Source organism: Kutzneria buriramensis, assembly GCF_003387475.1.
Classification (GTDB): Bacteria; Actinomycetota; Actinomycetes; order Mycobacteriales; family Pseudonocardiaceae; genus Kutzneria; species Kutzneria buriramensis.
The window spans coordinates 680,615-706,438 of sequence record NZ_QUNO01000001.1; the positions used below are offsets into that span (position 1 = coordinate 680,615).

The window sequence follows — 25,824 nt, forward strand, 5'->3', positions numbered from 1 at the left end:
GAGATTTCCGCCATTGCCAGGAGACCAGTGCTCGAGGGATCCCCAGCCGAGCCGCGGCGACGGCGCCGACCAGCACGATGGCGAGCCTTCGGTTGATTGACGCTCCTAGCAGTTGATCGGCGCGCTTTCGACGTCCGACAGAAGGGGGATGCTGCCGTCGACGGCCCATGACCTGGCCCAGTAGTACCGACTGTCGCCGGTGTAGTCGGGGCCGTTCAGCGGTGCGATGCGCACCCAGTTCGAGTCGGGGCCGACGACCTGGCTCACGACCACACCACTCCAGTTGATCGTCGACGTGCGGCTCGCCGACGTCCCCACCTGCAGGTAGAACCGGACGTCGGTCTGCGGCGCCAACACATCGGCCTGGGCCTCCCAGATCCGCGGGCCTCCGTCGGGTCGCGTGGTGGTGGCGTCGAAGCACGGCCGGACGGCGACCCCCATGCTGCTGGCGTAGGCCGGGAACTGGCGGCAGGCCTCGGTGGTAAAGGCCTGTGCGGCGGGCGCGGTCGCCGCGGCCACGCCGACGAACCCGGCGACACAGGCCAGGGCGGCAGTGATGCGGGTGGTGGTGATCCGGTTACGCGGTTTCACGGTGAGTGCCGGCCTTCCTGCCGCCGACCTGTGGGGCCCTCACCATGGCGCGGCCGACTGAAGCAATGCGGAAATCCAACTGCAGCGCTTCCGCAGCGGTCGGCGTTGCGGCACCTGGACATCCGCGTGCCGCCCGCGTCCAGGGATTTCCGCTGACCGGGAGTCGTCGAGGCGCTACCGTCCGAGTCCGTGAGACACGACGCCCCGGAGCGGGTGACGGTGCTGCGCGGCGGCCTGCGGTGCCCGGGAGTCCGGGTCGGCCGCGTGGCCGCCTACGAGTTCGACATTCCGGACGGGATGTACGTCCGCCCGGGCGCCGGCCGCCGGCAGCGGGCCTTCCTGCTGCTGGACGAGTCGGCCCAACTCGACCAGCCGGTGGTGTTCGAGCCGGAGCAGGCCGGCTGGTGGTACGTCGACCTGGTCGAGATCCGGGAGGACGGCGACACGATCCACGTCGTCGACCACTACGTCGACTTCGTCGTCGGCCCGCCGGGACTGCCCTACCGGGTGCTGGACCTGCATGAACTGGGTGAGGCGCTGACAACGGGCGCGCTCACCGCGCCGCAGGTCGCCCATGTGCTGGCCGCCACCCAGGCTTTCGCGGACCGCCACCTGCAGGGCGAGCACCACCGCGGGCCGGACTGGCCGGACTTCCCGCCGGCCGCGCTGGCGCCGGTGCGTGCGGTCGAGATTCCCGGCCACTGACCGCCCCGAATCCCGGGGCGGTCAGTGGTCCCGGTCAGGGGTAGCTGACGACGTTGCTCGGGGTGGTGCCGGACGGGGTCACCGCGCCGGTGTCGTTGATGACGTGCGTGATGGTTCCCTGGTAGTTCAGGGACACCGTCAGCAGGTCGTGGAACTTCACTCCGGCGTTGGTGGGGACCTCGAACGCGTGGTACGCGTTCACGGACGGATTGACGTTGAAGTAGTTGTAGCTGCCCAGGCCCCACGCCTCGTGCGAGGTGACGCTCGCGCCGACCTTGTAGGCGGCGTAGCCGTTCACGCCGCTCGGGGCCATCCACGCGGCCTGGTTGGGCACGTCGTAGGGCATCTCGTTCTGGAAGAAGATGGTCCGGCCGCCCTGGCCGTTCCACGTCACCTCGTACTTCTGGTAGTGCTCCACGAACAGCCCCGTCGCGAGCACGTTGTTGCCGTTGACGATCAGGCCGTTGTCGGCCGTGTTGGTGCCCCAGCCGACGGTGCCGGCGTTGCCGTGGTCGGCCCGCCACGCCCAGATGTGGTCGATCAGCGTGTTGCTGCTGTTGACGATCAGGCTCGCGGTGGCCTTGCCGGCGACCTCGCCGCCGACCCGGAAGAACACGTCCTGGATGGACGTCGGGTTGGACGCGTGGCTCGCCGACGAGCCGGACGGGCCGACGGTGAGCAGCGCGGCGGAGTTGGTGGTGCCGGCGTCGAGCAGCAGGCCCTTGAGCCGCACACCGTCCACATCGGACACCTGCATGGCGTTGACGCCGTTGTCGGGCACCAGGGTCGGGTAGCCGATGCCCAGCACCACGGTGTTCGCCTTGGTGACGTTGAGCGTCTGGTTCAGGTGGTACACGCCCGGCGTGAAGAACAGGTTGCAGCCGGAGCTCAGCGCGGCGTTGATGGTGGACGCGGTGTCACCGGCCTTGACCACGTAGAACTGGCTCATCGGCGCCGAGCTGCCGGGGGTGCTGCCGTTGGCCCAGCTCGGCCCGGAGGCGTTGGTGCGCAGCGAGGGCAGGAACACCCGGTACTTGCCGGTGCCGTCGATGTACAGGTACGGCACGTCCCGCGACACCGGCGTGGTGCCCAGAGTCGTCTCCGGCGGGTTCGGGAAGGTGTTGGCGGGCGCGCCGTTCACGCCGGAGAACACCATGTTCCACACGCCGCCGGACCAGCTGCCGAAGTTGGAGTCCCGGGTGTACCACTGCTGCTGGGAGATGGACGCGGTCTGGCCGGAGACCTTGGTGTCGGCGACGTAGCCGCCGCTGGCCCAGCCGTAGCTCGCCGGGTACAGCTGGAGGTCGCCGCGGATGTCCATGCGACGGAACGGCGCGGCCTGCGCGACGGCCCAGCGGTCGCCGCCGGTGGCGTTGACGGCCATGTTCTCCGCGGAGCGCCAGAAGTTCTGGGTGGCGTTGCCGGCGTCGGAGGCGTTGAACGCGTCCACGGTGACGTGCCCGTTGATGGTCACGTCGTCGGGGTTCTGGCCGAGGCCGGCGACGGAGGTGTAGAAGCCGACGTTGTCGTTGACGGTGTAGGTGCCGGGCTTGAACAGCTCGGCCACCCGCCGCTCGGCGAACTGCGCGGTCTGGGTGTCCTTCTGCGCGTTGAAGTCGGCGTCGAGCTGCGACTGGATGCTCGCCGCGGACATGCTCGGGTCGAACACGTGCACGTTCGGGCCGAGGTTGGGAGTGTCGGACTGCGTCGGGCAGCTGGTGGAGGTGCCGCCGATGGTGTAGGCGGCGCTGCCCACGGGCGAGTTGGACAGGCCCGACGCGATGCCGATCGCGTTGATGGTCTGGGTGGACGACACCGTGATCGGGCCCGTGTACTGCGGCGAGTCCGCGGTTGGCGTCGAACCGTCCACTGTGTACCGAATGGTCGCGCCGGCGGTGGCGTCGGAGATCGTCACCGTCTGGGCGGTGGTGTAGCTGCCGCCGGGCGGGGAGAACGTGGGCGTGGCGGCGGCCTGCGTGCTGCTGCCGCCCTGGGTGTAGCTGAAGTGCGGGGTGTCGTACTGGGGCCCGTTCTTCTCGTACGTGAACCAGTAGTCCAGCGTGGTGCCGGTGACCAGGCTGCCGACGGTCCACTGCCAGGTGCCGGCGTTGTTGGTCATCCGGACGTTCTGCTGGCCGAGGCCGGGCACGCCGGTGTAGTGCACGTCCACGTAGAGCGCGGGGGTGGTGGGCGTGAAGTCGATCCGCGCCTGGCTGGCGCTGGTCTGGGTGACGGACTGGGTGTAGTCGGTGGCCGCGGCGGCGGGCAGGGTCGACGCCGAGGTCAGGGCTACTGCACCGATTAAGGCTAGTAACAGTCTCCGCATGGGGGAGCACCTCCGAGCAGGGGCAGGGTCTGCCGGGACACGACGTTGTGAGAGCGCTCTCAAGCGTCGTGACGATAAACCGCTGCCCCCGTGCTACGGAAGGGTTAACCGCGAATTTCAGGCCCCTGCGTCGAAAAAGGGCTGGCACTGCACGGGGTTGGACGGATCAAGGGCGTTGAGGACGAACGACGCCACGTTGGGGTCGACGGCCTGGCCGAGGTGGCCGGTGAAGTCCAGCCCGCAGCGGTCCTGGATCACGATGTTGGTGGCGTTGGGCGCGGTGAAGATTCCGCTGGTGTACGGCGTGACCACGGTGTCGTACCTGGAGACGATGTTGGTGTAGGTCGGCCCCGGCACGGCCACCCCGTCGGCGTTCAGCTTGGTCAGGAAGTCCGAGCCGGGCAGGTACTCGGCGCAGGCCGCGCAGCCGACACCGGTCAGGACCGGTCCGAGGTGCAGCAGGTTCGCCAGCGTGGCCAGTCCGTCCAGGGAGGTGCCGGCGTAGTTGGCGCCGAAGCCCACGAAGTGCGCCACCTTTGCCGCGCCATCGTTGAATTTCAGGTAGTACGCCGGCACGGTGCTGCCCTCGGAGTGGCCGACGATGTCGACCTTGGCGGCGTGTGTGGCGGCGATGACCTTGTCCACGAAGGCGCTCAGCTGGGCCGCGCTGTCCTCCATCGGGCCGATGCCGCCGACGGTCGGGCCGAGGATTCCGGTGCCGTACGTCAGGTAGAAGACGCAGTAGCCGCGCCCGGCCAGCGTCGGTGCGAGCGTGGCGAAGTTGAGCGGGCCGTTCGCGCCGAGGCCGTGCACCAGCACGACCGGCTCGGGGTGTTGCGCGTCCGGCGCGCAGGAGAAGTCGTTGATCCCGGACGTCGGCGCCGCGTTCGCGGCGACACCGCCGGCCAGCAGGCCGACCGCGGCCAGCAGGGGGATGAGGAGCTTGCGCATGAAGCCTCCGTGCCAGACAAATGTGCCAGGGCGACTATGACCTGGCTCACCCGAGTACAACACGCTGCCTTGTTTTGAACAAGATACATTTTCCAGAATCGGTTCCGTAGCATCGCGGCATGACGCGCAGCGGCCGCACCGTTCGTGGACTCGACGCCGAGCAGCGCCGGGCCCAGCGGCGCGCCGACCTGCTCGAGGCGGCGCTGACTCTGTTCGGGCGCAAGGGTTTCGCCAATGTGCCGATCGAGGAGATCTGCCAGACGGCCTATGTCGGCACCAAGAGCTTCTACGAGCTGTTCGACAGCAAGGAGGCCTGTTACCTCGCCCTGTTCGAGCAACTCGTGGCCGACCTGTCGGCCCGCATGCTGGCGGCGTTCGCCGAGGGCAACCGCGAGGACGAGGCCCTGCTCGAGACGTTCGCGCGCGTCCTGGTCGTCGATCCCCGCGTGCCGCGGGTGGTGTTCGCGCAGTCCACCGCGGTGTCGCCGGCCGTGGAGCGCCGCCGACGGGAGAACCGGCGCTGGGGCGCGGGTTTCGTCGAGGAGGTGTGGCGGCAGCAGGGCGTGATCCCCGCCGGGGCGGACGTGCGGGCCATCGCGATCGCCACCGTCGGCGGGCTGTTCGAGCTGGTCACGGAGTGGCTGTTCGAGGAGAACGAGGACGTGGAACTGCTGATCGGGCAGCTGGTGGCCTACGGCCGGGTCGTCCGGGCCGGCCTTACGTCCATTGTGGACGGTGTATCGTCCGACGGGTGACGACCGTCTCCCTGACGCTGCACGGCGAACCCGAGGACGTCGACCCCGAGGCCCGGCGGCTGCGCGCCGAGCTGCTCGACCTGGACGTCGACAGCGCCGAGTTCGCGACCGGCGAGGCGCCGACCGGCAGCAAGGGCGTGGACCCGGGCGCGGTCAGCACGATCATCGTCGCGCTGAGCACCTCGCCGGTGCTCGTCCAGCTCGGCCGGGTGCTGCGCGACTGGGTCACCCGCGACGACCGGCGCAAGATCGAGGTCCGCGACGGCAAGCGCTCGATCACGCTCACCAACACCACCGCGGCCGACAACCAGGCCGCCATCGAGGCGTTCTTCCGGCGCGATCCACAGGACTGACTACCATCCGTGGCGTGCAAGAAGACGCGGCCGCACCGGGGTTCGAGATCGGCAAGGACGGGGTCGGCAGCATCGTCGTCGGCGTCGACGGCTCGCCACCGGCCGTGCACGCGGCCGCCTGGGCGGCCGGACTGGCCCGCCGCGAGCGGGCTCGGCTGGTGCTGGTCTACGTCGAGCCGCTGGCCAGCGCCGCCTACTGGACGTCCATCGGCATGATCAACGCGGCCGAGGCGGCCAACGACTACGTCGCCGAGGTGCGGCGCGAGGCGGCCAAGTTCCTGGACCAGTTCGGCATCGAGTGGGACCTGCTGCACCACCGCGGCGATCCGGCGACCGCGCTGGAGCAGATCGCCGAGGAGCTGCGCGCCGACTGCATCGTCGTCGGCCGGTCCCGGCACAAGGGCGGCCTGCTCGGCTCCGTGCCGAAGACCCTGGTCACGCGGGCGGCCCGGCCGGTGGTGGTCGTGCCGTGAGCGTGGAGATCGCCGAGGACTACGCCGACGCGGTGCTCACCGGGCAGACCTGGGAGCGCCGGTCGTTCGAACGCTGTGACTTCACCGACGCCGACCTGCGCGAGCTGGTCACCAAGGCGTGCACCTTCACCAACTGCGACTTCACCCGGGCCGACCTGGGGGACAGCAGGCACAACGGCACCGCGTTCCGGGGCTGCACGTTCAACCGGACCGTGTTCGCCTCGTCCCGGTTCGAGGGCTGCACGCTGCTCGGCTCCACGTTCAGCGACTGCCGGCTGCGCGGCTGCACCATCCGCGACACCGATCTGTCGCTGGCCGCGCTGGGCCGCATCGACCTGCGCAAGATGGACCTGTCGGGGCTGCGCCTGCGGGAAGCCAATCTCGTCGAGGCCGACCTGCGCGAGTGCGATCTCCAGAACGCCGACCTCAGCGGCGCCCGGCTGCTGCGGACCCGGCTGGAGGAGACCGACCTGCGCGGGGCCCGGCTGGATCCGGACGGCCTGCGGCAGGCGCAGCTCACCGGGGCCCGCATCGACCTGGACATGGCGGTCCGCTTCGCCGCCGCCCACGGGCTGGTCGTCGAGGGATGAAAAAAAGGGGCCGCGCTCGCGCGCGGCCCCTGGTGATCACTGCCCGGTCGGCGGCGGAGTGCCCTGGCGGACCTCCACCAGCGTGCCGTCGGAGATCAGCTCGTCGATCGACTTCGGCAGCAGGTACGCGGTGCCGCCGCCGGGCTGCCCGAACCACGGCACGGCCACGCCGGCCAGCGCCTGCACCGGCTGGTTCAGCCGGTACACGTGGTACGGCCGGCTGACCCACTCCGGCACCAGCGAGCGCAGCGGGAACGGCGTGCCGCCGGCGTAGGTGAGGTTGCCGTCCGGCTGGCCGAAGCGGTCCACCTCCACGCCCTGCGGCAGCTCGATGACCCGCTTGCCGCGGAACAGCGTCAGCGGCGGCTCGCCCCGCAGCGGCTGGATCGGCCACTCGTCGGCGCGCGGCGGCTGGCCGTTGTTCTGCTGCTGATTGGCCGGCGGCTGTCCCTGGCCGTTCATGGGCATCGGCGGACGGTCGCCCATCGGCGGCTGCCCACCCATCGGCGGGCCGCCCATCGGCTGCGCCGCCGTCGGCCGCGGCGGCGTCATCGGCGGCAGGCCCGGCTGGTCCAGCCGCGCCGCGGCCGGCGGCTCCGCGCGCGGCGGCAGGTCCAGCGGGGGCAGGTCGGGCAGCTGCTCCGGCTGCTGCACCGGCGGGATCGGCACCGGCACCGGCGCGATGTCCACCGGGTGCTCCGGCTCGGCCGCCGGCTCCGTGAACTGCTGCTCCGCGTGCTGCGGCTCGAAGACCGACTCCGACCGTGGCTCCGTGAACTGCGGTTGTTCGGCCCGCGGCTCGACGAACGGCTCCGGCCGCTGTTCCGCGAACGGCTGCGGTTCGGTGAACGGCGACTCGGCCCGCTGCTCGGCGAAGGGCGGCTCGGCCGGCGGTTCGGTGAACGCCGACTCGGCCCGCGGCTCCACGAACTCCGACTCCGGCCGCTGCTCGGCGAACACCGACTCGGATCGCGGCTCGACGAACTGGTGCTGGTCGGCCGGCGGCTCGAAGCGCGCCTGGTCCTCGGCGTGCTCCTCGGCCGGGGTCTCCGCCGGGCGGTTCAGCAGCAGCTTGCCCAGCAGGAACGCGGCCGCGTCGTTGTCGTCGTCGAACAGCATCGGCGTGCTGAAGCCGTGCTCGTACCAGCCGACCTGCCAGCCGTCCTCGACCTGCTCGAGGTACCAGGTGTTGGGCGAGGGCTCGCCGATCCGGTACACCGACGACGGCACGTTCAGCTCGTCCAGGAGCTGGCGCAGCACCTCGATGCTGGCCCCGCCGACCGCCGCCGGCTCGGCCGGCTGCTCCACGACGGGCTCGGGCTCCGGTTCCGCCGACTGCTCGACGACCAGCGGCTCCGGCTCGGGCGTCGGCTCCGGGGCCGGCTCGACCACCGGCGGCTCGGGCGCCGGCATCATCTGGGTCGCCTGCGGCGGGGCCGGCGGCTGCTGCGCCGGCACCGGGCGGCCGCCCGGCACCATCGTGCTGAGCAGGGCCACCGCCTGGCCGCGGGTCGGCTCGTCCACCTCGGGCGCGAGGAAGTTCACCGAGCGGATGTGCTGCACGAGGTCCGGCTCGGGCGGCACGCCGTAGCGGGCCAGGTAGAAGATCACCGCGGCCGGCCAGATCCAGGTGCCGTCGGTGTGGAAGGCGAACGGGATGGACTCGGGGTTCTCGTGGGCCAGGCGGTCGCTGTCCATGCCCTGGGCGGTCATCACGACCGGCGCCGCCTCCAGGTAGTCCAGCACCTTGCCGACCTCGGCCGGGTCCAGCGGCGGCCGGTTCACCGACGGGCGGCCGTCCGGACCGGGACCGTCGAAGATCCGGGCGGTGCGCAGCCGGCCGGGGCCGTTCTGGTTCTGCGGCGGCATCGGCGGCCGCTGCGGCGCCGGCGCCTGGAGCCGGGCGCCGAGCCATTCCGGCACGTTGTCGTCGGTGCGCGGGAAGAAGCGCATCTCGTCGGTGTAGGCCATCGGTGGCGGCGGGTTCTGCCACTGCGGCTCGTCGCGGTCGAAGTCCAGGTTGTAGCTGGACGGGCGGTCGAGCTGGTAGCGGGCGTTGAACCAGGTGCCGCGGCCCTCGCGGTACATGCCGGCCCGCAGGCGGGCGAACAGCGACGCGGTGTCCGCGGGCGCCGTCCAGGGCCTGCTCTGACCGTCCTGGTCGGTCACCTCGGCGGACAGCTCGAAGTAGCGGCCGGCAGCCCGGTAGTAGGCCCTGACCTGCTCCCACTCCTGCGGAGCGGCCTTCATCAGGGCCAGCCCGATCTGCTTGACCAGCGCATCCTGTTCGACTGGGTTCAGCGGGGTCGGCTGTGACACACGCCCATCCTCTCGCGTTCCGTTGCGATCTGACACCCGCCTCACACCGGGTGTGGCCCAGACCTCCCTGCTCCTCGTCACGACCAGCATTGATGATTGCCCCCCGGAAGGCCAACGCGGGGGCGAATGCCGCAATCGGGCGACCGTGAGTTATGAGATCGGTAGCACTACGGCCGGTGAGCTGGCGACCAGGCCGTCAGGCAGAATGAATCTCGTGACCGCTGTGACCCTCGACGGCAAGGCCACCCGCGACGCGATCTTCGACGACCTGCGGGTCCGGGTCGCCGCGCTGACCGCACGGGGGGTGACCCCCGGCCTGGCCACGGTGCTGGTCGGCGACGACCCCGGCTCGCACGCCTACGTGCGGGGCAAGCACGCGGACTGCGCGAAGGTGGGCATCACCTCGATCCGGCGGGACCTGCCGGCCGACATCTCGCAGGCCGACCTCGAGGCCGTGCTGGACGACCTGAACGCCGACCCGGCCTGCACGGGGTACATCGTGCAGCTGCCGGTGCCCAAGCACCTGGACACGGGCGCGCTGCTGGAGCGGATCGCGCCGGCCAAGGACGCGGACGGCCTGCACCCGGTCAGCCTGGGCAAGCTGGTGCTGGGCGAGCCGGGGCCGCTGCCGTGCACGCCGAGCGGCATCGTCGCGCTGCTGCGCCGCTACGAGGTGCCGATCGCCGGCGCGCAGGTGTGCGTGGTCGGCCGTGGCGTGACCGTCGGTCGGCCGCTGGGTCTGCTGCTCACGCGCCGTAGCGAGAACGCGACCGTGACCCTGTGCCACACCGGCACCAAGGACCTGGCCGCCGAGGTGCGGCGGGCCGACATCGTGGTGGCCGCGGCGGGCGTCGCCGGCCTGATCACCGCCGACATGGTGAAGCCGGGCGCGGCGGTGCTGGACGTCGGTATCACTCGTACGGAGGAAGGGTTGCGCGGCGACGTGCACCCGGACGTCCGAGAGGTCGCCGGGCACCTGGCGCCGATGCCGGGCGGCGTCGGCCCGATGACCCGGGCGATGCTGCTGGCGAACGTGGTCGAGGCCGCCGAGCGAGCGGCCACGTCGTGATCACCGTGACCGGCAGGCGCCGGTGGACGCAGGAGATCGGCCGGTACACGCCGTTCGGGCTGGTGCTGGCCATCGCGGCCGCCGGCATAGGGTTGATCTTCGCGTACCACTGGCGGATCGGCTCCGGCCTGATCGGCGGCTCGCTGCTGGTCGCGGCCGCGCTCCGGGTGCTGCTGCCGGAGCGGCAGCTGGGCCTGATCGCGCTGCGCGGCCGGTTCACCGACGTGATCCTGTACGGCGGCCTGGGCTTCCTGGTCGTGCTGGTCGCCGCCACCATCATCGGCGGCCCGTTCGACCACTGAGTCTTTGCCGCGCGTTCCGCGCGGGGCGAGGCCGCTCGTGACCGGTGCCTTCCCTCGCCGCATTTCGAACGCTCGCATCGGCTCGTGCGGTGGGCGCGTCGGAAGGCGAGCGGTCGAAATGCGACCACGGTCCAGGCACCGGCGCGGCCTCGCGACTCTGGGGCTGGGGCGAAACCGCACATCACCGAGGTGTCCCTGGCCACTGAGAGAGCCTGCTCACCGTGAAAGGTCGGGGTCGGCGGCGCCTTGGTAATCTGCGGCAACCGGGCGACCAGCCCGGTGCGCGGTCCCGGTGCTGAGGCCGCCGGACAGGTCTCCTGCCGTGGTGGTCGCGCCCCGTGGACGTGACGCAGACCGCGATCGGGAGGATCTTCCCTGTGGCACGCTCCGTCAACGTGACCGTCACCGGTGCGGCCGGCCAGATCGGCTACGCACTGCTGTTCCGGATCGCCTCGGGCCAACTGCTCGGCCAGGACACCAAGGTCCGGCTGCGGCTGCTGGAGATCCCGCAGGCGGTCAAGGCGGCCGAGGGCACCGCCATGGAGCTGGAGGACTGCGCGTTCCCGCTGCTCGAGGGCATCGACATCACCGACGACGCCAAGACCGCGTTCGACGGCGTGAACGTGGCCCTGCTGGTCGGCGCCCGGCCCCGCACCAAGGGCATGGAGCGCGGTGACCTGCTGGAGGCCAACGGCGGCATCTTCAAGCCGCAGGGTGAGGCCATCAACGCCGGCGCGGCCGACGACGTGCGCGTGCTGGTGGTCGGCAACCCCGCCAACACCAACGCCCTGATCGCCCAGCAGCACGCGCCCGACGTGCCGGCCGAGCGCTTCACCGCGATGACCCGCCTCGACGAGAACCGCGCGTACTCGCAGCTGGCCAACAAGCTCCGCGTGCCGGTCACCGAGATCAAGCGACTGGTGATCTGGGGCAACCACTCCGCCACCCAGTACCCCGACCTGACCCACGCGGTGGTCGGCGACCGCAACGCGCTCGAGCTGGTGGACGACCAGGAGTGGGTGGAGAACACCTTCATCCCGACCGTCGCCAAGCGCGGCGCGGCGATCATCGAGGCCCGCGGCGCCTCCTCGGCCGCCTCGGCCGCGAACGCCGCCATCGACCACGTGCACGACTGGGTGAACGGCACCGCCGAGGGCCAGTGGGCGTCCATGGCCGTGCCGTCGGACGGCTCCTACGGCGTGCCGGAGGGCCTGATCTCCTCGTTCCCGGTGGTCTGCAAGGACGGCAAGTACGAGATCGTGCAGGGCCTGACCATCGACGCCTTCTCCCGGGGCAAGATCGCCGCCACCGTGGCGGAGCTCGAGGAGGAGCGCGACGCGGTCCGCAACCTGGGCCTCATCTGACGTCGTAGCCACGAAAAATGCCCCCGCCGGTCCGGCGGGGGCATTTTCATGCCCGGATCACCAGGCGACGGGCAGCGTCGCCGCGCCGTACACCACCGACGTGGTGCGCAGCTTGACCTCGCTCGGGTCCACCGCCAGCCGCAGGTTCGGGAACCGGTCGAACAGGCCCCTGAACGCGATCTGCATCTCCACCCGGGACAGCTGCTGGCCCAGGCACTGGTGGATGCCGTGGCCGAACGCGATGTGCGTGCTGTGCGTGCGGGTGATGTCCAGGATCTCCGGGCTGTCGAAGCGCGCCGGGTCCCGGTTGGCCGCGGCCAGCGAGCACACCACGGTCTCGCCGGCCCGGAACTGCTGCCCGCCGATCTCGACGTCCTCCAGCACGACCCGCACGGTGCCGAACTGCACCACCGACAGGTAGCGCAGCAGCTCCTCGACCGCCCCGTTCGTCAGGTCCGGGTTCGCCCGCAGCTTGTCCAGCTGGTCCGGGTTCTGGAGCAGCAGGAACGTGCCCAGGCCGAGCATGTTCGCGGTGGTCTCGTGGCCGGCGATGAGCAGCAGGAAACCCATCGCCGCGATCTCGTCGTCGGTCAGCGTCGGGTCCGACTCGAACAGGCCGCTGAGCATGTCGTCGCCGGGGTTCTCGCGCTTGCGCGCGACCAGGCCCTTCAGATACTCGTCGATGCCCTCGGCCGCCGCCCTGACCTGCTCGAACGGCAGCGAGAGGTCCAACATCTTCGACGAGCGGGTCTGGAACTCGTCCCGCTCCTCGTAGGGCACGCCGAGCAGCTCGCAGATCACCAGCGACGGGATCGGCAGCGCGAACGCCTCGACCAGGTCGGCCGAGTCGCCGGCCGCCTCCATGGCGTCCAGGTGCTCGACCACCATCTGGTGGATGCGCGGCTCGAGCGCCCGCATCCGCCGCACGGTGAACTGCCCGGTCAGCAGCTTGCGGTAGCGGCCGTGGTCCGGCGGGTCCATCGAGATGAACATGCCCGGCCGGACGGTGAACTCCGCTCGCTCCTCGGGCGTGACCACCCGCAGCGGGTTGCTCATCTTCTCCGGCCGCGAGCTGAACTGCGGCCCCGACATCACCGCGCGGACGAGCTCGTAGCTGGTCACCAGCCACCCCGCCGTGCCGTCCGGCATCGCCAGCCGGCTGACCGGCTGGTCCTCGCGCAGCGTGCGGTAGTCCTCCGGCGGGTCGAACGGCGTCGGCCTCGTCGTCGGTAACGGTGTCGCCTCGATGGTCACGTCAGGCTCCCCTCAACATCGTTGTCCCCAGCCAACCGGATCCGCCTGACCGCCGACTCTCACGAAGCTGACGAAAGCCTGACAGTGAAGGCACTTCCTTCGTCCGGTCGGGTGATCAGGTCGACGGTCCCGCCGTGCGCCAGCACGATCGAGCGCACGATGCTCAGCCCGAGCCCCGTGCCGGTGCCCGGGCTGCGGGCCTTGTCGGCACGGAAGAAGCGCTCGAACACGCGGCCGGCGGTGGCCTCGTCCATCCCCGGTCCGTTGTCCGCAACGACCAATTCCACCTTGGCACAGTCCTCGCGCACGCGGACAACGATTTCCGTGCCCGAAGGGGTGTGCACGAGGGCATTGCGGATCAGGTTCTGGAGCAGCTCGCGCAGCTGGTTCTCGTCGCCGGACACGGTGGTGTCGCCGTCCACCGCGAGCTCGATGTGTCGGTCCGGCACGCTCACCCGCGCGTCGGCGACGGCGTCCGCGGCGAGCGCGCCGAGATCCACCCGTGCCAGCACCAGTTCGTGCTGCTGGTCCAGCTCGGCCAGCGTCAGCAGGTCGCCGACGAGCTCCTGCATCCGTGCCGACTCCTGCTGGATGCGGGACATCGACAGCGCGGTCAGCTCCTCGTCAGCCAGGCCGTGCTGGTGCATCTGCGCCCAGCCGCGGATCGTCGTGAGCGGCGTGCGCAGCTCGTGCGAGGCGTCCGCGACGAACCGGCGCAGCCGCTCCTCCGACTGCTGACGGGCGTCGAACGCCTCGTTCAGCGCCGCCGCGACCTGACCGACCTCCGAGCCGTCGTTCGGCTCGTCGATGCGCTGGTCCAGGTCGCCGGCGGCGATGCGGTGCGCGGTGCGGGCCATGTCCCGCAACGGAAACAGGCCGACCTTGAGCACGCCGAAGCTCAGCAGCCCGATGCCGGCCAGCGCGACCACCGTCGCCCCGAGCTCGAACAGCACCAACCGCTCCAGCGCCCCCTCGGTCGGATCGAGGCTCTCCGCCAGCAGCGCGCCGGCGATCGGCACCTGGGTGCCGTCCGGACGCGCGTAGCGGATGTTCGAGCCGACGCCGAACATCTGGGCGCGGTATTGCGGACCGCCTTGGGAGGAAAGGGTTGTCGGGTTCGTCGCGAAGTCCTTGTCCAGCACCGGGGGCAGGGTCGGCGGCGCGGTCGGCTGGCCCAGGGAGTCCGTCGCGGCCGTCTGATCCAGGACCCGGCCGTCCGCGCCGACGAGCGTGACCACGTACCCGGGTTGCAGCAGCTGGGCCACGCTGTCCTCGGTCACGACCAGCGGCGCCTGCGCAATCGCTTGCGTCACGCGGGATCTGGTGTCGGTCAGCCACGCGTCCGCGCGATCCCGGAAGTACACCTGAAGTGCGACGATCGACGCCGCGTCCACGATGAACATGCCCAGCGCGGCCAGGCCGATCACCACGCAGACCAGCCGGCCGCGCAACGATTTCGCGCCGCGCACCTCAGCCCTCCCGCATGCTGTAGCCGAAGCCCCGCACCGTGTGGATCAGCGGCGCGCCGGAGGCGTCCAGCTTCTGTCGCAGCCGGGACACCACCTTCTCCACCACACCGTCGCCGAAGTCGTGTCGCCACACGTGTTCCAGCACCTGGCTCTTCGACACCACGCGGCCGGCGTTCACCATCAGGTAGCGCAGCAGCCGGTACTCGGTCGGGGACAGCTCCACCAGCCGGCCGTCCCTGGTCACGCGGCGGGAGCCGTCGTCGAGCACCACGTCGCCGACCGACAGCACCGGGTCCACGTCGCGGCGGGCCCGGCGCAGCAGCACCCGCACCCGGGCCAGCACCTCCGGGATGCTGAACGGCTTGGTGAGGTAGTCGTCCGCGCCGATGGTCAGGCCGGTCACCTTGTCCAGCACCGAGTCCCGGGCCGTCAGCAGCAGGATCGGCGGGGCGTCAGGCTGCTCGGACACCCGCCGGCAGACCTCGAAGCCGTCCATGTCGGGCAGCATCACGTCCAGGATCACCAGGTCCGGGCGGTCCTCGGCGACGCGCTTGAGGGCCTCCCGGCCGGTCGCCGCCGTGCGGACCTGGTAGCCGGCCAGGCCCAGGGTGGTCGCCAGCATCTCGGTGATGCCCGGCTCGTCGTCGACGACCAGCAGCTGCTGGCCCTGTCCGTACACCAGGGGCGGCTCCACGACTTCGGAACGTGCCGGACCCGTGACTCGTTCCATGGTGACGTGGGTCACTGCGCCGAACCGGTGCCGTGGATCGCTCGTGTTCGCGGTGTTCCCTCCGCACCCCCGCCCTCGGGAGACAAGACCATGAATCGTGTGACGGTGGCGCTCGCCCTCATCACCGCCGGCGTCGGCCTGGCCGCGTGCTCCGCGCCCCAGCCGACCGTGAAGACCGTTGCGCAGCAAGAGGTTCCCACGCCCGCCGCGGTCAAGGTGCCGTCCGGCAACCGGATGCTCGCCAGCTTCGACGGCAACGGCGTGCAGATCTACCAGTGCAAGGCCACCGCGTGGACCCTGCTCGAGCCCGCCGCCACCCTCTCCGACCACGGCAAACCCGTCGCGTTGCACTACCAGGGGCCGATCTGGGTGTCGACCCTCGACGGCAGCGAGGTCGGCGCCGCCCCTGTGTCCGGCGCCTCCGTCAAGCACGACAACGCCGTGCCCGAGCTGCTGCTCAAGGCGTCCGAGAACCACGGCAAGGGGCAGTTCGGCGAGGTCACCTACGTGCAGCGACTCGCCACCCGCGGCGGTCTCGCGCCCGCCGGGGCGTGCACCGACGGCGCACAGGCCGCGGTGCCGTACTCCGCGACCTACACCTTCTGGGCCGCGGCGAAGTAGGTCAGTTTCCGGTGCAGATCCGGCGCAGCGTGTTGACGCGGTCGGTCTCCTGCTGGGCCCATTTCAGCAGTTCGCCGTTGGTCAGGTGGTCGAGCGCCGCCTGACCGGCGGTCTGCGCCGCGTCGCTCAGGGCCTTGGCCAGCTCCTGGTCCTGGGTCTGCGCCGAGAGCTTCTGGAACAGGTCGGCCAGCTCCTTGGCGTGGGCGGCGTCCCGGCTGGCCGCGTCGCCGATCTCGCCCAGCGCCGCCGAGCCCAGCGCCTGGGCGCAGATCTCCGCCTTCGACCGGGACGTGCCGGCCGACGACGCCGAATCGCACGCCGTCACCGCGAACAGCGACAGCGTGACCGTTACGACCAGAATTGCCCGCATCACACGACATTACCGGTGATACAACTGGCGTACCACGTCATCTATGTCGGGTTCGATCACCGACACGTCGTGCACCGGCGACCGCTCCGCGATCATCGTGATCAGCGTCGCCGCCGTGACGGCGTCCCGGCGGAACGACAGCTGCTGGCGCAGGCCGTTCGCCTCCACCTTCACCGTCTGCACGCCCGGCAGCCCCGTCAGCTCGTCGCAGGGTCGCTCGAAGTCCACCACCAGCAGCCGCTCCGGCGTGACTTCGTCACGCAGTTCCGCCAGCGGGCCGTCGGCCAGCACCCGGCCGTGGTCGATCACCATCATCCGGCGGCACAGCCGCTCGATGTCGTCCAGGTCGTGCGTCGTCAGCAGCAGCGTCGTGCCGCGGCTCGTGTTCAGCTCGGCGAGGAACTCCCGCAGCCGTTCCTTGGAGTCCAGGTCCAGGCCGATCGTCGGCTCGTCCAGCACCAGCAGCTCCGGGCCGTGCAGCAGGGCCGCCGTCACCTCGCCGCGCATCCGTTGGCCCAGCGACAACTGCCGTACCGGCGTGTCCAGAAACGCTTGCAGTCCAAGCAGTTCCGTGCACTCCTCCAGCCGCTTGGCGTGGTCGCCGGCCGGCACCCGGTAGATGTGCCGCAGCAGCTCGAAGCTCTCGCGCAGCGGCAGGTCCCACCACAGCTGGCTGCGCTGGCCGAACACCACCCCGATGCGCCGGGCCAGCTCCGCCCGCTGCCGTGACGGATCCAGCCCGCACACCCGCACCCGGCCGCTGGTCGGCACCAGGATGCCCGTCAGCATCTTGATCGTCGTCGACTTGCCGGCCCCGTTGGGCCCGATGTACCCGACCGTCTCGTCCGCCGCCACCTCGAACGACACCCCGCCGACCGCCACCACCTCCGCCCGGGTCCGTTTGAACCGCCCGGCCTTGCGGGACACGGTGAACGTCCGGCCCAGTTCGCTGACCTCGATCATGATCCTGTTCCTCGGTAGTGGCGGACGGCGGTGCGCCAGATCAGGCCGGCGACGGTGGCGGTGAGCAGGGCGACCGGCGTGTCGAGCCAGCCGAGCCAGGTGGGGGCGCCGAGCGGGTCGGGGTGGTCGAGCAGGGTGAGCGCGGGGTAGTAGGCGACGAAGGCGCCGGGCACGACGTACGCCAGCAGGATGCGCAGGGCGCGGCCGAAGACGGAGACGGGGTACGCGGTGAGGTAGCTGCCGCCGTAGGTGACGCTGTTGGCGAGCTCCTGGGCGTCGATGAGCCAGAACGACACGGAGTTGGCGGCGACGAAGATCGAGCCGAAGATGGTGGCGCCGGCCAGCGGGGTGAGGACGAGCAGCAGCGCGGAGGCGGGCGTCCAGTGGATGTCCGAAGTGGACAGCACGTAGACGAGGGTGCCGAAGGCGGTGAGCGCGCGGCCGATGCGGCGCAGCTGGAAGTCGCTGACGAACAGCTGGGTGAGTGTCCCGAGTGGACGCATGAGCACGATGTCGAAGGTGCCGGTTCGGATGTAGGAGGGCAGCCGCTCGATGCTGCCGACGCTCAGGTCGGCCAGCCCGAACGACAGCCCGGACAGGGCGTAGAACAGCAGCACGGCGTGGAAGTCGAAGCCGCCGAGGCTGCTCACCCGGCCGAACACGATGAGGATGACGATCAGGTCACTGCCCTGGGCGAGCGCCTGCGCCACGAGGTTGATCGCGAACGAGCCGCGATAGCTGAGCTGGCTGCGCACCTGCGCCCGCGCCAGCCGGCCGTAGACCGCCAGGTCAACCACCCTGCACCACCACCTTGTGCATGGCCCGGGCCAGCACGAGCCGGCCGACGGCCGCCAGCACGACGACCCACAGCAGCTGCTGGGCCAGCAGCTGCGTGACCGAGCCGACCTGCACGAACACGTTGATCGGGGCCTGCAACATCGACGGGAACGGAGTGCACCAGAGCACGGTCTGGGCCCACACCGGGAAGAAGGACAGCGGGATCTCCAGCCCGGCCATGGTCACCGAGAGCACGCCGTACAGGCCGCGTACGCCACGGGAGTCCAGCAGCCAGAACGTGGTCATGCCGAGCAGGAACCGCAGGTGGAAGCTGACCAGCACCGCGAGCAGGGTGCTGACCAGGAACGCCGGCGCGACCCACGCGTCGGTCGGCCAGTGGAACGGGAAGAACACCGCCCCCAGCAGCAGTTGCGGGACGAAGCGGGCGGCCGCGTTGAAGCCGGCCCGGCCGAGGTCGGTGCACAGCAGCGCGGCCTGGAGGTTCCACGGCCGGGACAGGTCGACGACGACGTCGCCGGTGCGGATGCGCTCGGACAGCTCGTCGTTGCTCCAGAAGTCGACGACGGCGAGCAGTCCCTGCCCGAGCCAGACGTAGGTGATGGTGGTGGTCAGGTCGTAGCCGCCGATCGAGCCCCCGCCCCGCGCCAGGTACACCGCCGACAGGATGCCCACCTTGATCAGTCCGAAGACGATGTTGGTGGCGGTCCCGGCGAGGACGGCGTGGCGGTAGGAGGAGAACCGGTGGAATCCGGCGGCCGTGATGCGGAGGTAGCAGCCGATCACAGCAGGCACGTCTGACCACACTAGGGGCGGCGGCAACCGATTTATCCGGGGATTTCCCCGATCCGGACCGGGGTCGCCCGCGCCTAGCATCGTCGGCATGGTGAACGGGGTGAGCAGCAGGGAACTCCGCGTCTCGGACGCGGAGCGGGAGCACGTGGTCGGTCTGCTCCAGAAGGCGATCGGCATGGGACTGCTGACGCTGGAGGAGTTCACCGACCGCACCGACGTGGCGCTGTCCTCGCGGACCCGCGCCGAGCTGAACGTGGTGCTGGCCGACCTGCCCGGCATGCGGCACCCGGAGATGCGGGTCCGGGGTGGACAGTGGGGGCGGTCCGGCGTGCAGGACCGGCCGCCGCTGCCGGGCGAGCCGATGGTGCTGTCCAGCGGCGTCGGGTCCAGCATCAACCGCACCGGCTACTGGCGGGTGCCGCGGTCGATGAAGATCCGCTCCAAGTGGGGGTCGGGCGTCAACCTGGACTTCACCGAGGCCGAGTTCGAGCACGACCAGGTGGACATCCGGCTCGACGTCACCGGCGGCGCCGTGACCCTGAAGCTGCCGGCGGGGGCCAGCGTGACCCTCGCCGACCTGGACACGAGGCTCGGCGCCTCGGTCAACGACAAGGTCGGCTACCAGGGTCGGCTGGGGACGCCGCACCTCGTCATCAGCGGCGACCTGAGCATGGCCGCCCTGACGATCAAGGGACCTCGCCGCTAGCGCAGGCTGAAGGCCACTTCCTCGCAGTCCGGGCAGTGCTCGCCGGCGGCCTCGCCGACCGGCGGGCGGACCCAGGACCGGCAGACGGCGACGATCGCCTCACCGCCGGAGTGTCGGATCGTGCGCGGTCGGCCGGCGACGGTCTCGGGAAGATGCACGACATGGCCCTGCACGACGGAGGGCCACCAGGTAGCGGCGGGCATGCGTCCATGGTCGCGGCGCCGTTTGACGGTCCCGTTACAGCCAGTGAAACACCGACTCAGGAGCGTGATGCCGCGCCGCGATTCAGCGCTGCGAGGCCGCCGCCGATGCCTGGACCGCGGGCAGTTGTCGATCGAGTCTGTTCATCGATCGACAACTGACAAGGGAAGGCATCGGCCTCGTGGGCGGCCGAGCCCCGCGCGGACCGCGCGGCAAATTAACGCGGCGCGGCCAGGATGCCGTTGAGCAGGCCCGGGAAGAGGGCGTCCAGGTCGTCCCGCCGCAGGGTATTGATCTTGGCGGTGCCGACCGGGCGCTGGTGGATGACGCCGGCCTCGCGCAGCACCCGGTAGTGGTGGGTGAGCGTCGACTTGCTGACGTGCAGGTCCAGCACCCCGCAGGCCATCTCGCCGCAGTCGGCGACGGCCTGCACGATGCGCAGCCGCACCGGGTCGGCCAGCGCGTGCAGCACGGCCTCGATCCGGATGTCCTCCCGGGTCGGGTGCTCGAGCGCGGTCGCGGTGCCCATACCCGACATTGTACGAATACGAACAGCTCAGTGCCCCGCCACGACGGTCGGCACGTGGTGCAGGGTCAGCAGATCGAACGGCACCCACGAGGCCAGCCCGGTCCGTTGCAGCGACGCCAGCGACAGCCACACCCCGAGCACGGTCAGCACCGGCAACACCATGCCCAGCTCGACCCGCCCGCCGGTGCGCATCCGCATCGGCTTGGGCAACGCCACCGGGTACCAGGTCTTGCCGTTGAACGGCACCGGCCAGAAGATCGGGCAGCCCTGCTCGGTGATCGAATCGCCGAGACAGTGCGCGAGGCAGCCGGCGGCCACCGCGACCGCGCACCACATCGCCTGCTCGGGTGGTCCGACGTTGATCCAGTGCCAGCACAGCACCGTCAGCCCGAGGGACAGCACGGTCACGCCCAGCACATGCCCCTTGGGCGTCCACTCGTGCAGTAAGCCGCGCACGGCCAGGGCACAGAACAGGAACAGCAGCGGCAGCAGCGCCACCTTGTGCGCCCACTCGACGATCGCGTACGTCCCCGCACCGGCCGCGGCGGCGAACAGCAGGGTGTGGGTCACGCCGCGGTGGCCGCCGTGCCGGTCGGCGTCGCGGCGCAGCCGGGTGCCGCGGTAGACGACGTGGCTGACCCAGTGCACCCCCTTGGACAGCACCCAGGTGACCTTGCCGAACGTGTGCGCGACGGTGGCCTCGGGGTGGTCCAGGTCGGGCAGCAGCGCGGCGCCGCTGCACAACGCGGCCCCGACGACCCAGGTCTGCGGCGTCATCGGCAGGCCGTTGGCGATCGCGGCGATCGACACCCCGCCCCAGGCCATCAAGCCACTCATCGCGTGGGTAGGTCCGGTCGACACAGTGCCCCCCTGCTTCAAGATCGGATCTGCCGGCGAGGCACGCTACATGTCGATCGGTTGACGGGGTGGTAGACATGCCGGGATCTCGCCCCGCGCGGAACGCGCGGCAAGGGCGCAGTGTTGTTGGCCACGCCCCTGAAGCGATCACGAAGCGTTAGCAGTACACTCGTACTGCTTGCATTGTCGCGAGAGGAGAGCCCGGCGTGGGCAAGATCAAGGTCGAAGGCACCGTCGTCGAGCTCGACGGCGACGAGATGACCCGCATCATCTGGCAGTTCATCAAGGACAAGCTGATCCACCCGTACCTGGACGTCAACCTGGACTACTACGACCTGGGCATCGAGCACCGGGACGCGACCGACGACCAGGTCACCATCGACTCCGCCAACGCCATCAAGAAGCACGGCGTCGGTGTGAAGTGCGCCACCATCACGCCGGACGAGGCGCGGGTCGAGGAGTTCGGCCTGAAGAAGATGTGGCTGTCGCCCAACGGCACGATCCGCAACATCCTCGGCGGCGTCATCTTCCGCGAGCCGATCGTCATCTCCAACGTGCCGCGTCTGGTGCCGGGCTGGACCAAGCCGATCATCATCGGCCGTCACGCCCACGGCGACCAGTACAAGGCCACCAACTTCAAGGTGGCCGGCGCCGGCGAGCTGACCATGACCTTCACGCCGGCCGACGGCTCCGAGCCGATCCAGCACGTGGTCGCCAACTACGGCCCCGACGGCGGCGTCGCCATGGGCATGTACAACTTCCGCAAGTCCATCGAGGACTTCGCGCGCGCCTCGCTGTCCTACGGCCTCCAGCGCGAGTACCCGGTGTACATGTCCACCAAGAACACGATCCTCAAGGCCTACGACGGCATGTTCAAGGACGTGTTCCAGGAGATCTTCGAGGCCGAGTTCAAGGCGGACTTCGACGCCAAGGGCCTGACCTACGAGCACCGCCTGATCGACGACATGGTTGCCGCCGCGATGAAGTGGGAGGGCGGCTACGTCTGGGCGTGCAAGAACTACGACGGCGACGTCCAGTCCGACACCGTGGCGCAGGGCTTCGGCTCGCTGGGCCTGATGACCTCCGTGCTGATGACGCCGGACGGCCGCACGGTCGAGGCGGAGGCCGCGCACGGCACCGTGACCCGGCACTACCGCCAGCACCAGCAGGGCAAGCCCACCTCCACCAACCCGATCGCCTCGATCTTCGCGTGGACCCGTGGCCTCCAGCACCGCGGCAAGCTGGACGGCACCCCGGCCGTCACCCAGTTCGCCCAGGCCCTGGAGGAGGTCGTGATCTCCTCGGTCGAGGCCGGCGCCATGACCAAGGACCTGGCCCTGCTGATCAGCCCGGACCAGGCGTGGCAGACCACTGAGGACTTCCTCAACACCCTCGACGAGAACCTCCAGAAGCGGATGGCCTCGGCCTGAGCGACAGCGCCTGACTCCTGTGGGCGTGACCAAAAGGGCCCCGTCGGATGACGGGGCCCTTTTTCGTGCCGGTCACGGTTTACCTTCCGGCGCATGGGGAAGAAGCTCCTGCTCGCGGCGTTGACCGCGATTCTCGGCATCACGCTCGCCGGCACGGCCTCGGCCGCGACTCAGCCCGGCTACGTCGCTCTGGGCGACTCCTACGCCTCCGGCGTGGGCACGCGAACGTACTACGACACCTCCTGCGACCGGTCCGTGTACGCGTACTCGGAGCTGCTGGCCAGCCGGCTCGGGCTGGCGCTCAACCTCCAGGCGTGCAGCGGCGCCAAGACCACCGACGTGATCAACAATCAGGTGGGCGCGCTGTCCGCGTCGACCCAGTTCGTGACGATCTCCGTGGGCGGCAACGACATCGGCTTCTCGGGCGTGATCGAGAAGTGCGCGCTGCCGTTCTACAACTGCACGTCCGACATCAACAAGGCCGAGGCGATCATCAGCTCGACCCTGCCGGGCAGCCTGGACGCGGTGTACACGCAGATCCGCAACCGGGCGCCCAACGCCAACGTCGTGGTGGTCGGCTACCCGCACCTGTTCAACGGCGTGGAGTGCAACCTGCTGGCCCGGCTCAGCCCGACCGAGCAGGGGCAGCTCAACGTCGGCGCGGACCAGTTGGACAACGCCATCAAGGCGCGCGCCGCCGCGCACGGCTTCACCTTCCTGGACGTGCGCGGGCCGTTCACCGGGCACGCGGTGTGCGACAAGGTGGAGTGGCTCAACGGCCTGTCCAACCCGACCAGCGAGTCCTACCACCCCAACCGCGATGGCCACGTGGCGTTCGCGAATCTCCTTCAGCCCCTGCTGTGACGGTTGGTGACGGCCTAGCCCGGTAGGGAACCCCGGCCGGGTGGAATCCGGGTGGGGTGGTTCTTCGGCGCCCCGTCCTCCGGTATTGCTGAGATGTCCGGTTCTGTTGGGTGTCACGGCGGCGAGGAGGACGGGGTGTTCGGCATTCCGGTGATGAAGCTGGCCGTGATCGGCGGCCTCGGCGTCGCGGCGTTCGCCTTCTTCGCGCACCGCAACGCGGAGGCGTCGCAGAGCAATCCGCAGTGCGCCTTCACGGTCAACGCCGACGTGCTCAACGTGCGGGCCGGCCCCAGCACCGGCGAGCGCATCGTCGGCCGGCTGGTGCAGAGCCAGCCGGTGACCGCGAAGCCGTTGGTGCAGAACGGTTTCCGTCAGATCGCGGAGAACCGGTGGGCATCGGTCGACTACTTGGTGGCGGCCTCCGGCAACACCTGCTGAGTCATCCAGCCCTGGTCGGCCAGGCCGATGTGATACGGCACGTTGACCACCACCACGCCCGGCGTGAACAGCAGCCTTGCCTTGAGGCGCAAGGCACTCTGGTTGTGCAGGAGGTGCTGCCACCAGCGCCGCACCACGTACTCGGGGATGAACACGCTCACCACCCCGCGCTTGTCCCGGGCGTGGATGCGGCTGACGTGGTCCACGATCGGCTTGCTCACGTCCCGGTACGGCGAGGACAGCACCACCAGCGGCACCTTGATGCCCCGGCGATCCCATTCCTGTTGCAGGCGGCGGGTTTCCTCGTCGTCGGTGGCGACGGTGACGGCCTCCAGCCGGTCCGGCCGGGTCGCCTTGGCGAAGGCCAGCGCCTGCAACGCCGGCTGGTGCAAACGGGAGATCAGCACCAGCGCGTGCACCTTGGGCGGCAACGTGGTCGTCGGCTTGACGTTGGCGACCTCCTGCTCGAACCGCCGGTAGTAGCGGCTGATCGAGCGCATCACCACGAACAGCACCACCATCGCCAGCACCGCCAGCCACGCCCCGTGCACGACCTTGGTCGCGAACACCACGATCAGCACCACCATGGTGAGCCCGGCGCCGAAGGCGTTGATCGCCTGCGAGCCGCGCATCCGGGCTCGCTTGCCGGCGTCGGTCTCCGTGGCCAGCGCCCGCTTCCAGTGCACGACCATGCCGGCCTGGCTGAGCGTGAAGCTGGTGAACACGCCGATGATGTAGAGCTGGATGAGGGCGTCGATGTTGGCGTCGAAGCCGATGATCAGCACGATCGCGGCCGCCGCCAGCAGCAGGATGCCGTTGCTGAACACCAGCCGGTCGCCGCGGTTGTGCAGCTGCCGCGGCAGGTAGCGCTCGCGGGCCAGAATCGAGGCCAGGCCGGGGAACCCGTTGAACGCGGTGTTCGCGGCGAGGACCAGGATGCCCGCTGTGGCCGCCTGGAACAGGTAGAACAGCACCGAGCCGCCGCCGAACACGCTCGTCGCGACCTGCGAGATCACCGACGGGTTGCCGTCCGGCAGGGCGTGCGCGTTCAGGTGCACGGCCAGCGCCGTGATGCCGCCGAACATCGCGACCGCGATCACGCCCATCATCACCAGCGTCAGGGCGGCGTTGTGGGACTTGGGTTTGCGGAACGCCGGCACGCCGTTGCTGATCGCCTCGACGCCGGTCAGTGCCGTGCAGCCGGAGGCGAAGGCTCGCAGCGACAGGAAGATCGCGCCGAAGCCGGCGGTGCTCTCCGTCTGGTGGAACGGCAGGTTCGCGGTGGAGGCGGGAGGCAGGTCGCCGGCGATGCCGCGGACCGCCGCGACGGCGAACATCAGGAACGTCAGCACGATGAAGGCGTACGTGGGGATGGCGAACGATTTGCCGGATTCCTTGACACCGCGCAGGTTCACCAGCGCGATGACCACGACGCAGCCGACCGAGATCGGCACCGCGTCCGGGGCCAGTTCCGGGAACGCGGAGATGATCGCGACCACGCCGGAGACCACCGACACCGCCACCGTCATCACGTAGTCCACGAGCAGCGCCGCCGCCGCGGTCAGCGCCGCCGTCTCGCCCAGGTTCTCCTTGGACACGACGAACGCGCCGCCGCCGCTGGGGTAGGCGTAGCAGGTCTGGCGGTACGAGGCGACCACCACGATCAGCACGATCGCCACCGCCGCCGCCACCGGCGTGGACAGCGACAGCGCGCCCGCGCCGCCGACGGCCAGCGTGAGCAGGATCTGCTCGGTGGCGTAGGCGACCGACGAGATCGGGTCGCTGCAGAAGACCGGCAGGGCGAGCCACTTGGGCAGCAGCGTGTCGCCCAACCGTTCGCTGCGCAGTGGGCGGCCCACGAGCAGCCGTTTCACGACGTCGAACACGCTGCTCCTTCTCCCCGGATCCTCGGCAGAAGCCTGCGGGGCGTTGATGCCCGAACCGCCGGCCCTGATGCGTTCTTAACGCCGGTGTGCCTGGCGTTTACGCGTTCCTGATGCCGC

General features: G+C 70.2%; 28 protein-coding genes. 13 read left to right on the top strand and 15 right to left on the bottom strand.

Going from position 1 to position 25,824, the window contains the following annotated elements; translation table 11 throughout:
- Positions 1-105: 105 nt before the first annotated feature.
- Positions 106-591, bottom strand: a complete 486-nt coding sequence (locus BCF44_RS03230) for a hypothetical protein (protein WP_116172514.1) — start codon at positions 589-591, stop codon at positions 106-108.
- Between the two features lie 189 nt (positions 592-780).
- Between BCF44_RS03230 and BCF44_RS03235 the strand changes: the two genes are divergently transcribed.
- A complete protein-coding gene (locus BCF44_RS03235) occupies positions 781-1,296 on the top strand; it encodes a ribonuclease FAU-1 family protein (protein ID WP_147328378.1) in 516 nt (171 codons plus the stop codon).
- Between the two features lie 34 nt (positions 1,297-1,330).
- On the opposite strand, the gene BCF44_RS03240 is transcribed toward BCF44_RS03235, so the two are convergent.
- Positions 1,331-3,622, bottom strand: a complete 2,292-nt coding sequence (locus BCF44_RS03240; RefSeq protein ID WP_116172516.1) for a chitobiase/beta-hexosaminidase C-terminal domain-containing protein — start codon at positions 3,620-3,622, stop codon at positions 1,331-1,333.
- 117 nt (positions 3,623-3,739) lie between these two features.
- The gene (locus BCF44_RS03245; protein ID WP_116172517.1) at positions 3,740-4,573 is read right to left on the bottom strand and encodes a serine aminopeptidase domain-containing protein; all 834 of its coding nucleotides are present in this window, start codon (positions 4,571-4,573) and stop codon (positions 3,740-3,742) included.
- A 119-nt stretch (positions 4,574-4,692) separates the two neighbouring features.
- On the opposite strand from BCF44_RS03245, the gene BCF44_RS03250 reads away from it, so the two are divergent.
- Genes BCF44_RS03250 through BCF44_RS03260 form a run of 4 tightly spaced genes read left to right on the top strand, consistent with a single transcriptional unit; the run spans position 4,693 to position 6,744 of the window.
- Positions 4,693-5,328: a TetR/AcrR family transcriptional regulator gene (locus BCF44_RS03250; RefSeq protein WP_116172518.1), complete on the top strand. Its 636-nt coding sequence runs from the start codon at positions 4,693-4,695 to the stop codon at positions 5,326-5,328.
- The gene (locus tag BCF44_RS55265; protein WP_170217270.1) at positions 5,325-5,681 is read left to right on the top strand and encodes an effector-associated constant component EACC1; all 357 of its coding nucleotides are present in this window, start codon (positions 5,325-5,327) and stop codon (positions 5,679-5,681) included. The genes BCF44_RS03250 and BCF44_RS55265 overlap by 4 nt, the downstream gene beginning before the upstream one ends.
- A gap of 14 nt (positions 5,682-5,695) precedes the next feature.
- Positions 5,696-6,154 (top strand): universal stress protein, encoded by a 459-nt coding sequence (locus BCF44_RS03255; RefSeq protein WP_246014795.1) that lies wholly within the window; start codon positions 5,696-5,698, stop codon positions 6,152-6,154.
- 2 nt (positions 6,155-6,156) lie between these two features.
- Positions 6,157-6,744, top strand: coding sequence for a pentapeptide repeat-containing protein (locus tag BCF44_RS03260; protein WP_170217338.1), 588 nt, complete (start codon positions 6,157-6,159; stop codon positions 6,742-6,744).
- 36 nt (positions 6,745-6,780) lie between these two features.
- On the opposite strand, the gene BCF44_RS03265 is transcribed toward BCF44_RS03260, so the two are convergent.
- Positions 6,781-9,063 (bottom strand): TNT domain-containing protein, encoded by a 2,283-nt coding sequence (locus BCF44_RS03265; protein ID WP_246014796.1) that lies wholly within the window; start codon positions 9,061-9,063, stop codon positions 6,781-6,783.
- Positions 9,064-9,277: 214 nt separating this feature from the next.
- Between BCF44_RS03265 and BCF44_RS03270 the strand changes: the two genes are divergently transcribed.
- From BCF44_RS03270 to BCF44_RS03280, 3 genes are all read left to right on the top strand, one after another.
- Positions 9,278-10,132: a bifunctional methylenetetrahydrofolate dehydrogenase/methenyltetrahydrofolate cyclohydrolase gene (locus BCF44_RS03270; RefSeq protein ID WP_211352859.1), complete on the top strand. Its 855-nt coding sequence runs from the start codon at positions 9,278-9,280 to the stop codon at positions 10,130-10,132.
- Positions 10,133-10,137: 5 nt separating this feature from the next.
- Positions 10,138-10,434, top strand: a complete 297-nt coding sequence (locus BCF44_RS03275) for a DUF3017 domain-containing protein (RefSeq protein ID WP_211352860.1) — start codon at positions 10,138-10,140, stop codon at positions 10,432-10,434.
- Between the two features lie 377 nt (positions 10,435-10,811).
- Positions 10,812-11,798: a malate dehydrogenase gene (locus BCF44_RS03280; protein WP_116172870.1), complete on the top strand. Its 987-nt coding sequence runs from the start codon at positions 10,812-10,814 to the stop codon at positions 11,796-11,798.
- A 57-nt stretch (positions 11,799-11,855) separates the two neighbouring features.
- Here the strand turns inward: BCF44_RS03280 and BCF44_RS03285 are convergent, their stop codons facing one another.
- From BCF44_RS03285 to BCF44_RS03295, 3 genes are read right to left on the bottom strand one after another with little or no spacing between them, the layout of a single operon-like run.
- Complete coding sequence (locus tag BCF44_RS03285) at positions 11,856-13,052, bottom strand: cytochrome P450 (protein ID WP_246014797.1); 1,197 nt, start codon at positions 13,050-13,052, stop codon at positions 11,856-11,858.
- Positions 13,053-13,111: 59 nt separating this feature from the next.
- Entirely contained in the window at positions 13,112-14,521 is a 1,410-nt protein-coding gene (locus tag BCF44_RS03290) for a sensor histidine kinase (RefSeq protein ID WP_116172523.1), read from the bottom strand.
- 1 nt (position 14,522) lies between these two features.
- Positions 14,523-15,215 (bottom strand): response regulator transcription factor, encoded by a 693-nt coding sequence (locus BCF44_RS03295; protein WP_281283072.1) that lies wholly within the window; start codon positions 15,213-15,215, stop codon positions 14,523-14,525.
- Between the two features lie 126 nt (positions 15,216-15,341).
- On the opposite strand from BCF44_RS03295, the gene BCF44_RS03300 reads away from it, so the two are divergent.
- A complete protein-coding gene (locus tag BCF44_RS03300) occupies positions 15,342-15,872 on the top strand; it encodes a DUF3455 domain-containing protein (protein WP_116172524.1) in 531 nt (176 codons plus the stop codon).
- Between the two features lies 1 nt (position 15,873).
- Here the strand turns inward: BCF44_RS03300 and BCF44_RS03305 are convergent, their stop codons facing one another.
- The 4 genes from BCF44_RS03305 to BCF44_RS03320 are packed head-to-tail and all read right to left on the bottom strand — an operon-like array spanning position 15,874 to position 18,795.
- A complete protein-coding gene (locus BCF44_RS03305) occupies positions 15,874-16,242 on the bottom strand; it encodes a hypothetical protein (RefSeq protein WP_147328379.1) in 369 nt (122 codons plus the stop codon).
- A 9-nt stretch (positions 16,243-16,251) separates the two neighbouring features.
- Entirely contained in the window at positions 16,252-17,205 is a 954-nt protein-coding gene (locus BCF44_RS03310; RefSeq protein WP_116172526.1) for an ABC transporter ATP-binding protein, read from the bottom strand.
- Positions 17,202-18,002, bottom strand: coding sequence for an ABC transporter permease (locus BCF44_RS03315; RefSeq protein WP_116172527.1), 801 nt, complete (start codon positions 18,000-18,002; stop codon positions 17,202-17,204). Before BCF44_RS03315 ends, BCF44_RS03310 begins: the two co-directional genes overlap by 4 nt.
- Complete coding sequence (locus BCF44_RS03320; RefSeq protein WP_246014798.1) at positions 17,995-18,795, bottom strand: ABC transporter permease; 801 nt, start codon at positions 18,793-18,795, stop codon at positions 17,995-17,997. Before BCF44_RS03320 ends, BCF44_RS03315 begins: the two co-directional genes overlap by 8 nt.
- Before the next feature lie 88 nt (positions 18,796-18,883).
- Here BCF44_RS03320 and BCF44_RS03325 point away from each other — a divergent pair, with 88 nt between their 5' ends.
- Positions 18,884-19,501 (top strand): DUF1707 SHOCT-like domain-containing protein, encoded by a 618-nt coding sequence (locus BCF44_RS03325; protein ID WP_116172528.1) that lies wholly within the window; start codon positions 18,884-18,886, stop codon positions 19,499-19,501.
- On the opposite strand, the gene BCF44_RS54665 is transcribed toward BCF44_RS03325, so the two are convergent.
- The 3 genes from BCF44_RS54665 to BCF44_RS03335 form a co-directional block, all read right to left on the bottom strand.
- Positions 19,498-19,704: a hypothetical protein gene (locus tag BCF44_RS54665; protein ID WP_147328380.1), complete on the bottom strand. Its 207-nt coding sequence runs from the start codon at positions 19,702-19,704 to the stop codon at positions 19,498-19,500. The genes BCF44_RS03325 and BCF44_RS54665 overlap by 4 nt on opposite strands.
- 215 nt (positions 19,705-19,919) lie before the next feature.
- The gene (locus tag BCF44_RS03330; protein WP_116172529.1) at positions 19,920-20,240 is read right to left on the bottom strand and encodes an ArsR/SmtB family transcription factor; all 321 of its coding nucleotides are present in this window, start codon (positions 20,238-20,240) and stop codon (positions 19,920-19,922) included.
- A gap of 18 nt (positions 20,241-20,258) precedes the next feature.
- A complete protein-coding gene (locus BCF44_RS03335; RefSeq protein ID WP_116172530.1) occupies positions 20,259-21,092 on the bottom strand; it encodes a metal-dependent hydrolase in 834 nt (277 codons plus the stop codon).
- A gap of 203 nt (positions 21,093-21,295) precedes the next feature.
- Between BCF44_RS03335 and BCF44_RS03340 the strand changes: the two genes are divergently transcribed.
- The 3 genes from BCF44_RS03340 (at position 21,296) to BCF44_RS03350 (ending at position 23,821) form a co-directional block, all read left to right on the top strand.
- Positions 21,296-22,519 (top strand): NADP-dependent isocitrate dehydrogenase, encoded by a 1,224-nt coding sequence (locus BCF44_RS03340; protein ID WP_116172531.1) that lies wholly within the window; start codon positions 21,296-21,298, stop codon positions 22,517-22,519.
- A gap of 93 nt (positions 22,520-22,612) precedes the next feature.
- Positions 22,613-23,383, top strand: coding sequence for an SGNH/GDSL hydrolase family protein (locus BCF44_RS03345; protein ID WP_116172532.1), 771 nt, complete (start codon positions 22,613-22,615; stop codon positions 23,381-23,383).
- Positions 23,384-23,476: 93 nt separating this feature from the next.
- Entirely contained in the window at positions 23,477-23,821 is a 345-nt protein-coding gene (locus BCF44_RS03350) for an SH3 domain-containing protein (RefSeq protein WP_170217310.1), read from the top strand.
- On the opposite strand, the gene BCF44_RS03355 is transcribed toward BCF44_RS03350, so the two are convergent.
- Entirely contained in the window at positions 23,788-25,707 is a 1,920-nt protein-coding gene (locus BCF44_RS03355) for an APC family permease (RefSeq protein WP_116172534.1), read from the bottom strand. The two genes, BCF44_RS03350 and BCF44_RS03355, sit on opposite strands and share 34 nt — an antisense overlap.
- Between the last annotated feature and the right edge of the window lie 117 nt (positions 25,708-25,824).

Bases quoted from the DNA above. Each gene is read 5' to 3' on its own strand.
- BCF44_RS03240 (WP_116172516.1), bottom strand. From the start codon at position 3,622: ATGCGGAGACTGTTACTAGCCTTAATCGGTGCAGTAGCCCTGACCTCG.
- BCF44_RS03245 (WP_116172517.1), bottom strand. From the start codon at position 4,573: ATGCGCAAGCTCCTCATCCCCCTGCTGGCCGCGGTCGGCCTGCTGGCC.
- BCF44_RS03250 (WP_116172518.1), top strand. From the start codon at position 4,693: ATGACGCGCAGCGGCCGCACCGTTCGTGGACTCGACGCCGAGCAGCGC.
- BCF44_RS03300 (WP_116172524.1), top strand. From the start codon at position 15,342: ATGAATCGTGTGACGGTGGCGCTCGCCCTCATCACCGCCGGCGTCGGC.
- BCF44_RS03305 (WP_147328379.1), bottom strand. From the start codon at position 16,242: ATGCGGGCAATTCTGGTCGTAACGGTCACGCTGTCGCTGTTCGCGGTG.
- BCF44_RS03310 (WP_116172526.1), bottom strand. From the start codon at position 17,205: ATGATCGAGGTCAGCGAACTGGGCCGGACGTTCACCGTGTCCCGCAAG.
- BCF44_RS03325 (WP_116172528.1), top strand. From the start codon at position 18,884: ATGGTGAACGGGGTGAGCAGCAGGGAACTCCGCGTCTCGGACGCGGAG.
- BCF44_RS54665 (WP_147328380.1), bottom strand. From the start codon at position 19,704: ATGCCCGCCGCTACCTGGTGGCCCTCCGTCGTGCAGGGCCATGTCGTG.
- BCF44_RS03330 (WP_116172529.1), bottom strand. From the start codon at position 20,240: ATGTCGGGTATGGGCACCGCGACCGCGCTCGAGCACCCGACCCGGGAG.
- BCF44_RS03345 (WP_116172532.1), top strand. From the start codon at position 22,613: ATGGGGAAGAAGCTCCTGCTCGCGGCGTTGACCGCGATTCTCGGCATC.
- BCF44_RS03350 (WP_170217310.1), top strand. From the start codon at position 23,477: ATGTCCGGTTCTGTTGGGTGTCACGGCGGCGAGGAGGACGGGGTGTTC.